The sequence below is a fragment of the Pseudorhodobacter sp. W20_MBD10_FR17 genome (assembly GCF_052119765.1).
Taxonomy (GTDB): Bacteria; Pseudomonadota; Alphaproteobacteria; order Rhodobacterales; family Rhodobacteraceae; genus Pseudorhodobacter.
Genome location: NZ_JBGQOQ010000007.1, coordinates 25,362 through 40,516 on the forward strand (window position 1 = coordinate 25,362; position 15,155 = coordinate 40,516).

At 57.7% G+C, this 15,155-nt stretch carries 13 protein-coding genes; 6 read left to right on the forward strand and 7 right to left on the reverse strand.

All coding sequences use genetic code 11. The annotated features are described in order from the left end of the window. Nucleotides 1-74 precede the first annotated feature (74 nt). Together truB and ACEN2J_RS06370 are read left to right on the forward strand one after the other, a co-directional pair. Nucleotides 75-980 (forward strand): tRNA pseudouridine(55) synthase TruB, encoded by a 906-nt coding sequence (gene truB, locus ACEN2J_RS06365; protein WP_442104211.1) that lies wholly within the window; start codon nt 75-77, stop codon nt 978-980. Nucleotides 981-1,232: 252 nt separating this feature from the next. After that, nucleotides 1,233-2,300, forward strand: a complete 1,068-nt coding sequence (locus ACEN2J_RS06370; RefSeq protein WP_442104212.1) for a calcium-binding protein — start codon at nt 1,233-1,235, stop codon at nt 2,298-2,300. Between the two features lie 305 nt (nt 2,301-2,605). Here ACEN2J_RS06370 and ACEN2J_RS06375 read toward each other — a convergent pair whose 3' ends face one another. Together ACEN2J_RS06375 and pnp are read right to left on the reverse strand one after the other, a co-directional pair. Next, nucleotides 2,606-3,112, reverse strand: a complete 507-nt coding sequence (locus ACEN2J_RS06375) for a DUF1643 domain-containing protein (protein ID WP_442104214.1) — start codon at nt 3,110-3,112, stop codon at nt 2,606-2,608. A 184-nt stretch (nt 3,113-3,296) separates the two neighbouring features. After that, entirely contained in the window at nt 3,297-5,429 is a 2,133-nt protein-coding gene (gene pnp / locus ACEN2J_RS06380; protein WP_442104216.1) for a polyribonucleotide nucleotidyltransferase, read from the reverse strand. A gap of 256 nt (nt 5,430-5,685) precedes the next feature. On the opposite strand from pnp, the gene ACEN2J_RS06385 reads away from it, so the two are divergent. Further along, entirely contained in the window at nt 5,686-6,183 is a 498-nt protein-coding gene (locus ACEN2J_RS06385) for a GNAT family N-acetyltransferase (RefSeq protein WP_442104218.1), read from the forward strand. Between the two features lie 94 nt (nt 6,184-6,277). Here the strand turns inward: ACEN2J_RS06385 and rpsO are convergent, their stop codons facing one another. Continuing rightward, complete coding sequence (gene rpsO, locus ACEN2J_RS06390; protein ID WP_442104220.1) at nt 6,278-6,547, reverse strand: 30S ribosomal protein S15; 270 nt, start codon at nt 6,545-6,547, stop codon at nt 6,278-6,280. Nucleotides 6,548-6,797: 250 nt separating this feature from the next. On the opposite strand from rpsO, the gene ACEN2J_RS06395 reads away from it, so the two are divergent. Further along, on the forward strand, nt 6,798-7,793 hold the full coding sequence (locus ACEN2J_RS06395) for a YHYH protein (protein ID WP_442104221.1): 996 nt from the start codon (nt 6,798-6,800) through the stop codon (nt 7,791-7,793). A 53-nt stretch (nt 7,794-7,846) separates the two neighbouring features. Here ACEN2J_RS06395 and ACEN2J_RS06400 read toward each other — a convergent pair whose 3' ends face one another. Further along, entirely contained in the window at nt 7,847-8,503 is a 657-nt protein-coding gene (locus ACEN2J_RS06400) for a peroxiredoxin (RefSeq protein WP_442104223.1), read from the reverse strand. 179 nt (nt 8,504-8,682) lie between these two features. Here ACEN2J_RS06400 and ACEN2J_RS06405 point away from each other — a divergent pair, with 179 nt between their 5' ends. Together ACEN2J_RS06405 and ACEN2J_RS06410 are read left to right on the forward strand one after the other, a co-directional pair. Further along, nucleotides 8,683-10,125, forward strand: coding sequence for an aldehyde dehydrogenase family protein (locus ACEN2J_RS06405; RefSeq protein ID WP_442104224.1), 1,443 nt, complete (start codon nt 8,683-8,685; stop codon nt 10,123-10,125). A gap of 345 nt (nt 10,126-10,470) precedes the next feature. Then, nucleotides 10,471-11,763, forward strand: a complete 1,293-nt coding sequence (locus ACEN2J_RS06410; RefSeq protein ID WP_442104226.1) for an amidohydrolase — start codon at nt 10,471-10,473, stop codon at nt 11,761-11,763. Nucleotides 11,764-11,766: 3 nt separating this feature from the next. Here the strand turns inward: ACEN2J_RS06410 and ACEN2J_RS06415 are convergent, their stop codons facing one another. From ACEN2J_RS06415 to ACEN2J_RS06425, 3 genes are read right to left on the reverse strand one after another with little or no spacing between them, the layout of a single operon-like run. Next, nucleotides 11,767-13,605: an adenine deaminase gene (locus ACEN2J_RS06415; RefSeq protein WP_442104228.1), complete on the reverse strand. Its 1,839-nt coding sequence runs from the start codon at nt 13,603-13,605 to the stop codon at nt 11,767-11,769. Beyond that, on the reverse strand, nt 13,602-14,246 hold the full coding sequence (locus ACEN2J_RS06420; protein WP_442104229.1) for a phosphoribosyltransferase: 645 nt from the start codon (nt 14,244-14,246) through the stop codon (nt 13,602-13,604). Before ACEN2J_RS06420 ends, ACEN2J_RS06415 begins: the two co-directional genes overlap by 4 nt. Further along, a complete protein-coding gene (locus ACEN2J_RS06425) occupies nt 14,243-15,145 on the reverse strand; it encodes a nucleoside hydrolase (protein WP_442104231.1) in 903 nt (300 codons plus the stop codon). The genes ACEN2J_RS06420 and ACEN2J_RS06425 overlap by 4 nt, the downstream gene beginning before the upstream one ends. Nucleotides 15,146-15,155: the final 10 nt, after the last annotated feature.

The window sequence follows — 15,155 nt, forward strand, 5'->3', positions numbered from 1 at the left end:
CCGACCTTGACGCGCCACCCCGCGCGCGATAGCCAATCGTTTTTTATCCATCGTTTTCCCAAGGGGGCATCATCATGGCACGCAAACGCAAAGGCCGCGCGATTTCGGGCTGGTTGGTGGTGGATAAACCTGCGGGCATCACCTCAACAACCGTGGTGAATAAGGTGAAATGGGCGTTTGACGCGCAAAAGGCAGGGCATGCCGGCACGCTAGACCCCGATGCGACAGGCGTTTTGGCGATTGCGCTGGGCGAGGCTACGAAAACCGTGCCCTTTATCACCGACGCGCTGAAATGTTACCGGTTCATGGTGCGGTTGGGCGTGTCGACCCGCACCGATGACGCCGAGGGCGCGGTGATTGAAAGCCGTGACCTCCGCCCGTCAGACGATGAAATTGCAGCGGGGCTGGTCAGGTTTCGCGGTGATATCATGCAGGTGCCGCCACAGTTTTCGGCTGTGAAGGTGGAGGGCGAGCGCGCCTATGACATCGCTCGCGGTGGCGGCGAGATGGATTTGGCCGCGCGGCCTTTGTGGGTCGAAAGCCTTGAGATGATTTCACGCCCCGATGCCGACCATGTTGAGCTGGAGATGGTCTGCGGCAAGGGCGGTTATGTGCGGTCTATCGCGCGTGATCTGGGCGAAGCGCTGGGATGTCTTGGGCATGTGCAATGGCTGCGGCGCACGTGGTCGGGGCCATTTGACGCCGCGCAGGGGATTTCGCTGGAAAAGATCGACGAGCTGGCCAAAACCGCTGCGCTGGATGAATTTTTGCTGCCGCTGGAAATTGGACTGGCCGATTTGCCAGAGCTGCCCACCACGCCTGAAGGCGCGATGCGGATGAAACATGGCAACCCCGGCATGGTTTTGGCCTCAAACGCCGAATATGGCGATGAGGCATGGGCCAGTTATATGGGCCGTGCAGTGGCCGTGGGCGTGTATATGGCGGGCGAGTTGCACCCCTCTCGGGTGTTCAACGACTGAAGCCGCAGGCAGGACCGCCCGGCGGGGCATCGAACCCCGCCATGCGGGTGGACAAGCCACGTTCAGACCCTGCACCGCGTGGATATTAACCAAGCTTGTAAATAGCGGCTGTGCTGCGCCCCGGCTTGCTGGATTTGGATCGCATTTTGTGCGATCATGTTATGGCATAAGCCCAATCGTAACAGTTACTTAACCAAATCATGGTTAATAGTATCTTATACGTTGTCGGGCAACCGTACGGGGGCTGTCGCCATGTTGGGATTACTAGGTGTTTTCGGGGCGCTTTTTGCCGGCCTTATGGCTGACGGCGTTATGACGCCCAAAGCAAACTCAGATTCTGGTGAGGGTGATACCTCTGAAGCCGAACAGGATGATCATGCCGCGGAAAGCACGGACGAACCAAGCGTAGACTTACTGGCCTTTGCAAGCAGCAGCGCAGTCCTTGAGGTGACAGATGAGGTTGAGGCGCTGGATGTGTCCAATACCGATTCAACCTATACCCCAGCGGCCCCGGCAGAAAACCTGCTGATTTCGGGCGAAAGCGGCAATGATATTTTGACCGGAGACAGCGGTGCAGACACCATTAACGGCGGGGATGGTGTCGATCTATTGGGTGGGCGCGACGGCGATGACCTGATTAGCGGCGGGGACGGCGGGGATTATATCGACGGCGGCGCCGGTGTGGATACGTTGCTGGGCGGTGCGGGCAATGATGTTGAGCAGGGCAATGACGGCGACGACCTGATGGATGGCGGCGAAGGCGATGATTTGCTTGCGGGCCATATGGATGATGATCGCCTGACGGGCGACGCGGGCGACGACACTCTGTTGGGCGGCTCTGGCGATGATACGTTAGACGGTGGCGAAGGCGCAGATTGGCTGTCTGGCGGCTATGGCAATGATGTGCTGTCGGGTGGGGCTGGTCAGGATACGTTAGACGGTGGCGCAGGCAGTGACACGCTGTGGGGAATTGACGGCCAAGATCAAAGCGATTTTCTGAATGGCGGCACCGGTGACGATGTCTTGATGATCGGCGCGGGTGACTTTGCGCATGGCGGCGAAGGTGCTGATGATTTTGTTATAGGCGACTGGATTGGTGACGGAGATGTGGCCCGCATCTCTGATTTCAACCCGAACGAAGATGACATTGTTGTCCTTTTTGACGCAGCAGCGCATCCCGACCCGCATATAGAATTGATCACCGAGGAAGGCTCGGATGACGCGACGGTGCTGTTGGATGGCATTCCGCTGGCGGTCATCGCCAATGGCGCAGGGCTGTCGGTGGATGCGCTAACGCTGATGCCGTCAAATAGCTTCTAAGCTGCCTGAAAAGCTGTAAAAACGCTGCGGTGCGCCTTTCAATACGGAATGCTTGCTCTCACAGGCCTCGGCAGTCATCCGCTTGGAATAAGTGACGTGCTCGGCACTATAGGGTTGTTGCCTTTAGCGACGCCAATTTGGACTAGTGCCTTGAAACTTTAGCCAGTTTAAGGTGCCACTAGAACGTGCCATTTTATGTATACCTATGCAGTTAAATCAGCGCATGTCCCTCGTCTGCAATCTCCACTGAAAGCGCAACCTCGCCATAATCAACCATCCATCCATCGCGTAAACTTCGAAAGCCTTCATTCCCAGACCTCAGGCCGTCGATCATAGCCGATGTACAAAGGGTGCTTTGGCTGCCCCGCCTTGGTCAAGCCCAGCTGAAACAAGGGCCGCCCCGTGCCGCGCAAGACACGTTCTACCGCCACACCTCGGTCCAGATATGACCCATGACTGCCCCAAGCACAAATCACCCGGTCAGCCCATTCTGCCGCCGTCAAAATTGCGGTATCATTTTCCATACCCACCGGATCGCTCTGCGCCCGCATGACGCGCGGATCCGTCGCGCGAAACGCAAAGATATTCACCACCCGAAACGCGCCAAACCCCAACGCCCGTGCGCGCCGCTCACAGCGCTCTACCGTGGGGTCATTCTGCACCTCTGTCGCCGTCGACGGGTTCAGCATGACAAAAGCTACTTTCTCGCCGGCCGGATCCCAAACCCGCGTCAAAGCATAGCGATAGAGCGTACAGTCCGAATATTCGGCCACACTCTCCGCATCGCCCTTGGTAAATCGCTTCACAATCATTGCCGAACTCCTTTCACCCCATCATCTATTTGAAAATATCCCGGGGAAAGGGTTTTTGCGTTTCGCAAAAACCCTTGGGGCAGCGCCCCCTTCTTACCAATCAGGCTTATGCCGCAGGCATTCCGCTAAATACGCAAAAGGCCCCGGCGTTCCCGCCGGGGCCTTTCTATTCAATCTGGTCAGATCAACCTTCGGCAGGGGCCTCAGTGATCTCGGCACCGGTTTCTTGGTCAACCATCTTCATGCCCAACCGAACCTTGCCGCGATCGTCAAAGCCCAACAGCTTTACTTTCACTTCCTGGCCTTCTTTCAGCGCCTCATTCGGGTGCTGCAAACGCTTGTTAGCGATTTGGGACACGTGGACCAAGCCGTCACGCTTACCAAAGAAGTTCACGAACGCACCGAAATCGACCAGTTTCACAACTTTACCGGTGTAAACCTTGCCTTCTTCTGGCTCGGCTACGATCGACCAGATCATGTCATAGGCTTTCTTGATGGCTTCAGCGTTGTTCGACGCGATTTTGATCACGCCGTCATCGTTGATATCAACCTTGGCGCCCGACACTTCAACGATCTCACGGATAACTTTGCCGCCCGAACCGATCACTTCACGGATCTTGTCAGTTGGTACAGTCATGGTTTCGATCTTTGGTGCATAGGCCGAGAATGCCTGCGCCGACGTCAGCGCTTTGCTCATTTCGCCCAAGATGTGCATCCGGCCGTCTTTGGCCTGCGCAAGCGCTTTTTCCATGATGGCGGGCGTGATGCCTGCGATCTTGATGTCCATCTGCAACGAAGTGATACCGTTTTCAGTACCTGCAACTTTGAAATCCATGTCGCCAAGGTGGTCTTCGTCACCCAAGATGTCCGACAGAATCGCGTATTGGCCGTCTTCGTTCAGGATCAGGCCCATTGCCACGCCGGCAACCGGTGCTTTCAACGGAACGCCTGCATCCATCATCGACAAAGAGCCACCGCAAACCGACGCCATCGAGGAAGAGCCGTTGGATTCAGTGATCTCGGACACCACGCGAATGGTGTAAGGGAAGTCGGTTGCAGCAGGCAAAACAGCCTGAAGCGCGCGCCATGCCAGCTTGCCGTGGCCAATTTCGCGGCGGCCAGGAGGGCCGAAACGACCAACTTCACCCACCGAGTAGGGAGGAAAGTTATAGTGCAGCAAGAAGTTCGATTTCGACGTGCCGGTCAGCGCGTCGATGAACTGCTCATCCTCGCCTGTGCCCAAAGTCGTGATCACCAAGCCTTGGGTTTCACCACGGGTGAACAGCGCAGACCCGTGGGTCCGTGGCAGAATACCGGTTTCCGAAACGATCGGGCGGATGGTCGTTGTGTCACGGCCATCAATCCGTGGCGCGCCACCGATGATATCGCCACGCAGAACGCCTGCTTCCAGCTTTTTGATCGCCGAACCAAGGTTGTCGTCGGCCAGATCTTCTTCGGACAACGCGCCCTTGATCGCGGCAACAGCGTTCGAGATCGCAGTTGTGCGCTCTTGCTTGTCACGGATCGCGAAAGCGGCGCGCATGTCAGTTTCACCAGCCGTTTTTACACGGGCATACAGGGCCGAGTAATCAGGGGGGGTAAAGGCAAACGGCTCTTTCGCGCAATCTTCGGCGAAATCACAGATCAGGTCGATCACTGGCTGAATGCTGTCATGCGCGAATTTCACGGCGCCCAGCATTTCAGCCTCAGACAGCTCGTAAGCTTCGGATTCAACCATCATCACGGCGTCACGGGTACCGGCAACAACCAGATCGAGCCGCTGCTCGGGGTTGTTGCGCAGAACCATCATGTCGTCGCAAGATGGGTTCAGAACGTATTCACCGTTCACAAAACCAACGCGGGCACCAGCGATTGGGCCCATGAATGGCGCGCCCGAAATTGTCAGCGCAGCCGAGGCAGCGATCATCGCCAGCACGTCAGGCTCGTTTTCAAGGTCATGCGACAGAACGGTACAAATCACCAGAACTTCGTTTTTGAAACCATCAACGAACAGCGGGCGGATCGGACGGTCGATCAGGCGCGATGTCAGTGTTTCTTTTTCCGAAGGCCGCGCTTCGCGCTTGAAAAAGCCACCCGGAACTTTACCAGCAGCGTAGTAGCGCTCTTGGTAGTGAACTGTCAGAGGAAAGAAGTCTTGGCCCGGCTTTTGCGCTTTGGCAAAGGTCACGTTGGCCATGACGCTGGTTTCGCCCAGCGTGGCGATAACCGAACCGTCTGCTTGGCGGGCCACTTTACCTGTTTCCAGAGTAAGCGTTTCACCGCCCCATTCGATCGATTTTTTCGTTACGTTAAACATTCATCGGTTCCTATATGGGGGCATCCCGGCGTTCCGGGCCCCCCGTTACATAGCGGCCCCATTGCCGCCGCCCCCTATCCTTTGCATGCGGCCGGGGGCAGGCCTCACGTCACAGATAGGCCGCCCATACATGAAAATAAGGCGTTTGGGAAGGGGTGGGGTAGAAGTCGGCTGTGCGGACTTAGTGACCATTGTGAGCAATACAGGCTTTTGGTAGGATGTTGCGAATTTACGTCAATCCATGCTGGCCACAAAAATGAATATTCTACCAATCCATATTTCACATGTTGATGGCTTTCATAGCGCCTTGGATATTGTAGCAAGAGAAAGAAGGTATCTTGCAGCAGTCAAAGCGCCGCCATTGGATAGTACGCGCCGGTTTGTTCAAGGTAACATCGACAATGACCAATCCCAATTTGTTGCCATTCATGATAGCGAAGTTGTTGGTTGGTGCGACATTCTTTCATGTTCTGACCCTCTTAGGCGGCACATTGGGGTTCTAGGCATGGGATTGCTGCCTGAGTTTCGCGGACGTGGTTTGGGAGAGCAGTTGCTATCAGAGACGATAGCCGATGCACAAAAACACAGATTTCATCGGATCGAGCTACACGTTCGGGCCTCAAATGAGCCTGCAATTCGTTTGTACAGAAAACTAGGGTTCGTTCTCGAAGGTACCCTGAAAAATGACGTATTCATAGACAATCAATTTGATAGCACACACTGCATGGCACTTTTCCCTGATTGGGGAAATTAGACCAAGTACTAAGGGCTCAAGGTGGCCCTACCCTAAAAACCAAAACGCCCGCAGCTTGCGCTACGGGCGTTCGGTATTCTAAACGCAGCTAAAACTAGCGGCGGATGCCCAAACGGGTGATCAGCGACTGGTAACGCTCTTCGCTTTTGCCTTTGGTGTAATCCAAAAGTTTGCGGCGCAGGGCAACCATCATCAACAAACCACGACGCGAGTGGTTGTCTTTCTTGTGACCTTTGAAATGCTCGGTCAGGGTCGCGATGCGCGAGGTCAGGATAGCAACCTGTACTTCGGGCGAACCTGTGTCACCTTCTTTGATAGCATATTCTTTGATCAGTTTGGCTTTCAGTTCTGGCGTAATCGACATCGTGTTCTCCATAGTTGAATGTGACGGCGCGTGCCGGGATGTCGTCCAGCAAGGCCCTTGATGCCCCAACAGCGTCGGGATCGAGCGCGTATAGGGGGATTCTGCGCAAAAGGAAAGCGGCAAGTTGCCGCCCAAAAGCGGTGCGAAAACCAGCCCGCTGTTGAATGAGCCAATGTTCAGATAATATCGACGGAATGTTAAACTTTCTGCGTATCACTTGAAATTGAACGCGCGTGATGAAGGAAAACGGATGACTTACCCCCAAACGGCCGCCAACCCCGCCAAATGGCTTTTGCTGGCGGCAGCGCTTGCTGTGCCAAACCTTGCCTTTGCCCATTCCGAGGCTGAAGAGCTGCAAGAGATCACTGCATTTTTCGCCGGTGCGCAATTGGTTGAGCCCCCGAAAATCGTTGATTGTACGCTGTCAGCCGGCACCAAAACCCGCTGCTTTTCGGTCACGGTCAAGGCCGAACCTGCGGGCTATACCCCCGGCCCGTGGTGCCCGACCAACATCGCCGATGGCGCGGAAAAGGCCGGTATCTGGCTGGATGGTGGTAAGGTTTTCGCAGCCGATGGCGCGTTCATGGAAAAGCTGGCCGATTTTTATGAAGATAAAGAGTGGAGCATTTTTGACCCCGAAACCGGCAAGATCAACGTGACCGACAGCCTTGAGGCGTGTTTGGCCGCGGCCCGCCCTGACGTAGACCCGAAATACAACAACTTCTGCGTGCAATGCCTGCCTGAATACATCGCCGACGATGTGACCCAAACCTATGTTATTCCGATTGACCCGCAGCCGCTTATCATTGGCCGTGATAACCGCATGGCGGGGTCGGGGATTGCGGCAAATGGTGTGCGGCTTGATGCGCCTGCGCCGGTTGATGCTATTCTTGGCGCGCATACCATCGCCCCGTTTGATAAGTGCGGCGGCCATGTGAACCCGCATGAGGGCTATCACTATCACGCCGTAACCGATTGTTTGGAAACGCCAGCAGGCGCGCAACCCCAGCAAATCGGTATCGCCATGGATGGGTATGCGATTTTGACCAACCTTTTGGCCGATGGTGCCGCGCCCGAGGGGCTTGACCGTTGCAATGGCCATGAAGGCGAGGGTCTGGCCTATCACTATCACGCGGGGGAGGTTGGATCGAACGCTATTCTCGGCTGCCTGAGCGCCGAATATGGCTGCCATTCGGATGATCCGACTGCCGTTTGCGATGCGTCGGTTCCACCTAAGCGGCCCTGAACACAAAAAAGGCCCCAAGCGTGCTTGGGGCCTTTTTCTACGAAACGCGGCGCTTACTTTGGTGCGCGTGCATAGCGCAAGTAAGGCAGCTTGATGTCCAGCTTGCCAAATTTCGCTTCGGCGGCTTTGTCATCCAGTGACATGGCAACAATCACGTCTTCACCCGGCATCCAGTTGGCGGGGGTGGCGATTGGCACGCCGTCGGTTGCCTGCACAGCATCAAGCGCGCGCAAGATTTCGGCAAAGTTACGGCCAACCGACATTGGATAGGTCATGGTCAGACGCACTTTTTTATCGGGCCCGATGATATAGACGCTGCGCACCGTCGCTGTGTTTGCTGGCGTGCGGTTTGCATCGGGCAGATAGAATTCGGCGGGCAGCATGTCGAACGCCTTGGAAACGGTCAGCGAGGTGTCATCGATGATCGGGAAATCGGCAGGCACACCGGCAACGGCGGCGATGTCGTTTTTCCACTTCACATGCTCTTCAACCGAATCAACGGAAACACCCATCACCTTGGTTTTGCGCTTGGCAAATTCGGGTGCCAATTGCGCCACGGCGCCAAATTCAGTCGTGCAGACCGGCGTAAAATCGCGCGGATGGCTGAAAATGATTGCATAGCTGTCACCGATCCAGTCGTGAAACTTGATCTGGCCTGCGGTGCTGTCGGCGGTAAAATCGGGGGCTACATCGTTAATCCGTACAGACATCGGCTGTCTCCTATTTGGTTGGTGTTTTATTTGACATATGTGAGCTTGCGCATCTTTGCACCCCCCTGCGACAGTATGGCCCCAAAAGAAACGGTCTTGTGTTGTGAGGCGTCGCGACTGCCCTTGCAGGTCGTCCGTTACGGTGCCAGTTTGAGCCAAAGCAAATCTCGGAGGCTACCATGCTCGATAAACGCAAATTCTATATCAACGGCCAGTGGGTTGCCCCCTCTGCGCCCCGCGACTGCGATGTGATCGACCCCTCAAACGAAGAGGTCTGTGCCGTTATTTCCTTGGGGGCCGAGGCCGACACCAATGCTGCCGTAGCGGCCGCGAAAACCGCGTTTGAAAGCTGGTCGGTGACACCGCCCGCCACCCGCCGCGCCGCGGTTGCTGGCATTTTGGCGCAGTATGAGGCGCGGGCCGAGGAAATGGCCCAAGCGATCAGCATTGAGATGGGCGCGCCGATTGATATGTCGCGCGAAGATCAAGCGCCGTGCCTGTCATGGCATCTGGAAAATTTTCTGACCGCGTTTGATGAAATGGAATGGGTTCGCCCGCTTGGCCCCCATGCCCCGGATGACCGGATCGCGATGGAGCCGATTGGTGTGGTTGGCCTAATCACGCCGTGGAATTGGCCGATGAACCAAGTCACGCTAAAGGTTATTCCCGCGCTATTGGCGGGCTGTACCTGTGTGTTGAAACCGTCCGAGGAAAGCCCTTTATCCTCAATGCTGTTTGCCGAGTTTTGCCATGATGCGGGCGTGCCTGCGGGTGTGTTCAACTTGGTTAATGGCGATGGTATGGGGGTTGGCTCGCAACTGTCTTCGCACCCCGATATTGAAATGATTTCCTTTACCGGATCGACCCGTGCTGGCCGTGCGATTTCGATCGCGGCGGCGGAAACGATGAAGCGGGTGACGTTGGAACTGGGTGGCAAAGGGGCCAACCTTATCTTCGCAGATGCCGATGAAAAGGCTGTGAAACGCGGCGTGCTAAAAATGATGTACAACTCGGGCCAGTCGTGCAATGCGCCCAGCCGGATGTTGGTCGAACGCAGCATTTATGACAAAGCGGTCGAGATTGCCGCCGAAGTGGCAAGCAACATCAAGGTTGGCCCCGCATCCGAGCCAGGCCGCCATATTGGCCCTGTGGTGAACCGCCGCCAGTGGGACCAAATCCAAGGTTATATCCAAAAAGGTATTGATGAGGGCGCGCGGTTGATTGCCGGCGGGCCGGGCCTGCCAGAGGGGATGAACAAGGGCTTTTATGTGCGCCCAACCGTTTTCGCCGATGTTGTGCCGGGGATGACGATTGAACGCGAGGAAATCTTTGGCCCTGTGCTGGCAATTATCCCGTTTGATACCGAAGAGGATGCGGTGCGGATCGCCAATGACACGCCGTATGGTTTGACGAACTATGTCCAATCGGGCGACGGCCCGCGTCGCAACCGCTTGGCCCGCCGTCTGCGGTCGGGGATGGTCGAGATGAATGGCACTTCGCGTGGCGCAGGGTCGCCGTTTGGCGGGGTAAAAGCCTCGGGTCGGGCGCGCGAAGGCGGGCATTGGGGGCTGGAAGAGTTCTTGGAAGCCAAGGCCATTTCAGGCTGGGATTCCAGTAGCTGATTAAGGGTTTGAACGCCTGAGGCAGGAGCCACTGAGGGGGGCATCGAACCCCCTTCAGTGGCGCTGACGCGTCTTATTCTGATGCGTCGGGCTTGGGTTTGTGCAGCGGTACGCAACGACCCGACGCCTGGCCTTTATAACACACCAATTCGTGTCAAGTTGACCCCCTGCCACAGGCTTTACTAGGCAAGAGGTGCCCCTCTTTTCTTTGTGTGCAGGTAAGGTTCGCAATTCTTTTGCGTCGGCTTGTTCCGGCTGTCGCTTCGCGCAAGAATGGGTGTTAGGGGGCGGGGCGTTCGCATAGCCGCTCAATTGAAAACGATATCCATTCGAAAAGGGGCCGGTATGGCATATGTCTCAGCGGGGTTTCTGGGTAGCAATACACCTGAAATCCAGATCAGGCGTGATTTGCACCGTTATCCGGAAACGGCTTTTCAAGAATATCGCACGGCGTCGCGCATTGCCGAGACGCTGGACGCTTTGGGTTATGCGGTGCGGGTTGGGGCGCAGGTGATGCGCGCGGCATCCGTGGTTAACCCGCCCTTGGCTGATGACGCGCAGGCCGCAGTTGCAGGTGCGCGGCGAAATGGCGGCGTGGGGCGCTGGATGGACCAAATGCAAGGCGGGTTAACGGCTGTTGTGGCCGAAAAACGCTTTGGGCCGGGGCCGGTTTTGGCGTTTCGGTTTGATATGGACGCGCTGACGCTGCAGGAAACGCAGGCCGAAAACCATCTGCCCCGCAATGAGGGTTTTGCATCACAAGACCCGCAGCGGATGCACGGTTGCGGCCATGATGGGCATGTGGCCATTGGCCTGACCTTGGCGCAATCGCTGGCGAACTTGTCGGGGCTGTCCGGCACGCTGCGGCTGATCTTTCAACCTGCCGAGGAGGGTGGGCGCGGGGCAGTGCCGATCATTGATGCGGGCGTTTTGGATGACGTGGATTTCCTGTTCGTGGCCCATTTGGGGTGCTTTCTGGGGTCGGGCCGACTGGCTGCCAATGCCTCGGGGTTTTTGCATTCTACCAAGCTGCGGGTAGGGTTTCACGGCACGGCCTCTCATGCGGCGATGGCGCCACAACTGGGGTGCAATGCGCTGCTGGCGGGGGCGGCGGCTGCGCTGAACCTGCATGCCATTTCGCGCGTGGCTGGCGAAGAGACCTTTGTCAACGTGGGCAAAATGACTGCGGGCACCACGTTCAACATTATCGCAGATCAGAGTGAGCTGCTGTTAGAGGTGCGGGCCGAAACAGCCAATGGGCATCGCTATATGTTGGACCGAGCCGAGGCAGTGATCGCTGGGGCGGCGCAAATCCATGGGGTGACGCATCAGATGGAGATTGTGGCGCAGTTGAACGGGAATGAGAACCACGCCGATGCCTTGGCGATTGTTGACCGCGCAGCCCGTAGCCTGCCCGATCTTGAGGTGCTGGAAAGCTGGCCGATTGGTGGCGGTGATGATGCGTCAAAAATGATCGCCCGCGTGCATCAACGCGGCGGCATTGGCGCGTATTTCATCATCGGGTCCGATATAACCGCCGCGCACCACGCACAAAGCTTTGATTTTGATGAGGCGTCTTTGGCCACAGGGCGGCAGGTATTTGAGGCGATTGCTGTGCAGGTGTTGGGCAAGGCCTAGGGCCTACCAAACCACCGGATGGGTTTGTCCTGTTTGCACCTGCACCAACCCCTGCGGCGCGTGGGCCGAGGGTGCGACGAGGTTCCAGCGCCAAGGCGAGCATGTCAGCGTGGCAAAGGCCAGCCGTTCCGGAAAGCCAGCGGCCCAGCGGGGGTGAAAGCTGGGCTCAAACATCCAATCGACGGCCTTGCCCGCCGCATAAAGCGCCTGCATCTCGGCATTCAGCGCCTCGGCGGGGCGGGCGGTCATCAGGCCTGCGATTTCATAAGATACGGTCGCGGTAACCTTGCCTTGATGCACCAAAACCCAGCCGCCTTGCATATCGGCGCAGGTGTTGACGGCCAGTGCCATTGCCGCATCGGACGACCCAACACACCATATATTGTGTTTATCATGCGCCATAGAGCAACACAGCGCGGTATCAGGGTCGCGCGGGCCACAGCCCAGCCAAAACATTTTAGAAACAGCGCCTGTGCCACTAAAACGGTCGATAATTGCAAATTTGGTGATATTGCGGGCGGCGTCGCGTTGCACGGCGCCATCAATCACCGGCAATTCATCGGTAATAAAATCATCGGTCCAATGGAATGGGCGCAACAGGGCCGCCTGCATTGTTTCGCGGCCATTTTCTGCGGGAATGGTAAAATCTTGGGCACTAAGGCTGCGCCCGATGTTCACCGTTTCCCGCGCCCAGTTTGGCCAGTCTATTTTCGGAATATCCAGCAGGTAGCGATCACCTTGGCTGGCACAAAGACCGTCAGCCCAAACCTCGGAAATCGTCAGTTTTGCGACATCCGACAGCAAGACCACATCGGCAAAACGCCCCGGTGTCAGGGATCCGACCCAAGGCGTCAATCGCATATGCCGCGCGGGGTTTATTGTGACCAGTTGGATGGCAATTTCGGGCGCAAGCCCTGCATCAATCGCCATGCGCACGTTGCGATCTGTGGCTCCATCGGCCAGCACATCCGAGGCAGGCCGGTCATCGGTTGCCAGCGCCACCTGCGACCAATCCTTTAACCCGCGTTCCAGCAGGCCTGCAATAATTTCGGGGCCGGTATGGATGCGGATTTCAACGAAAAGGCCAGCTTGCAGCTTGTCAAAGGCTTCTTCGGCGGTCCATGCCTCGTGGTCGGATGCAATCCCCGAGGCGGCAAAGGCGTTGATGCCGGGCAGGTCACGGATGCCTGCGGCGTGCCCCTCCACAACCGCGCGGGCGTTCCAAGTAGCTGCAATCATTGACCACAGCCGCGTATGCGCAGGGTTGTCGCGGTCGCGCACGGCGGGCCAATCCATCACCTCATCTAGCCCTGCACACATCAGGCTTTCGGTCAGGAAACGGGTCTGATCCACGCCGTCCAGATGCGCGCCATGCTCCCAAGCGGTGGGCGGCACAGCCGAGCCGGGCAGGGGAAAGATTTTGAGCGGAGACCCCGCTTTGCGCGCGGCCAACCAGAAATCAAGCGTGTGGTCGGGCACCACGTTTGAGAACTCATGGCTCGCCTCGCAGGTCCAAGTATTGCCATGCGGAATAACCATCGCCGCCTCATACTCGGGGGTGATGTGGCTGCTTTCGATATGCTTATGCACCTCACCAAAACCGGGAACGGCGGCACATTCGGGGCGGTCTTCAACGCGCAAAGCGGTGCCTGCAAAGCTGCCGCGCGGGCCGACAAAGGCAATGCGCCCTTGGGAGATGGCGATCTCAACATCCTCGCGCCACAGCGCAGTGTTGGTATCCAGCAACCGCCCGACCCGCAGCAAAACGTCTGCTGGGGTGCGGCCCAAGGCAACGTCGATCAGGTCGCGCCGAATATCGGTTTCAGTCTCGGCGGTGATCATGGTGCAACCCAGCCGTTTGCAGTTTTCTGCAGAATTGGCGTGGCAAAACCACCTTCAACAGGGCAGGGGCCAACGCGGGCTTGCCAGCTAGTGCCTTGCAGCATCGCTGCGCCTATCACAACGGGCGTGGTTTGCACCAACTCCAACAGCCCTAACACCGCCGCAATGGACGTGCCTGTGGATAGCACATCATCCACCACTGCCACGCGCCCCGCCAGCAAGGGCTGCATCCGTGGGTCAAGGTACAGGCGTTTGCCCGACGCGGGCGAGGTGATCGACGCCATATCGACTGACAGAGCGTCATCATACCAAAACTTGCGCGAATTGCCCAAGGGCAGCATCCGCGTATGGCCCAACCTGCGCGCAACAGCCTCGGCCAAAGGCAGGCCGAGCGTGGGGACGCCGATGATAACATCGGGATTGAAGGGCGCGATTTTGGCGGCCAGATCATCGGCAAGCGCGTCCAGCACGGCAAAGCTGGCTTGGTTTAAAATCAGGCTGGCCACGCCGCGCCCATCCGCCAGCGTGCGGATGGGCAGCAAGATGGTACGGCCCTGAAACGGCACCGCATAGGTTTTCTGATCCGGCTGAACGCCGGGTTTCAGATCATCATGCAAAGCCTGCCAAACCGTCAGGGTCATGTACCCAGCCCTTGCAACAACACCGCACGCAGGGCAGGGGCATCTAGCCCCATCGCAACCTTAATGCGGTGCGGGCCTTCGATCAGCGCGCCCGATTCAATATCAACGGCCAAGCCGCGTTCAATGATGCGGAAATGCCGTGGGTTTTGGGCCAACAGCGGCACGCAAGGGTCATGCAGCGGGCGGCTTTCGGCGCCATCGGTTGCGGTGAAATAGGCCTCGATCAGCTCCGCCGCCGCAATCGCTGGGGTGTGGCCAGTGGCGTGCAGTGCTGTGATATAGGCGGCATCGGCGCGCAATTGGCGGGTAGCATCCAGCGGGATCAGCGTAAAATCAAGTCCCGCCGCAAGCACGATGGCGGCGGCGTGGGGGTCGTGGGCGATGTTAAACTCGGCCTTTGGGCCAACGTTGCCGGGTTCATCCACAGCACCGCCCATCGCAATCACACGGCGGATGCGGGCGGCGGCGGCGGGCGCGCGTTGCAGCAGCAGTGCAAGATTGGTCAGCGGGCCAAGACAGTGTAGATCAATGCTCTGCGGCGGGTGCGCCTCTAAAATCGCCTGTATCGCGCCCACAGCATCATGGCTGCGCGGGGCTGTGGTGGGTTCGGGAAACTCGACCCCGCCCAAGCCGTCATTGCCGTGAATGCCGGTTTCGGGGCGGGCCTCACGCCCCAAGGGGGCGGCGGCGCCTGCGTGAACCGGCGTATCAACCCCCGCCAAAGCACAGATGCGGCCTGCATTGCGGGTGGTGACCGACAGGCCGATATTGCCCGCAACCGTGGTGATCGCCGCCACATCGATACCGTCATGGCCCAAGGCATAAAGGATGGCGATGGCGTCATCAATGCCGGGGTCGGTATCAATGATAACGATGTTTACATGGGCGGGTGTGGTCATTTGGGGGCGG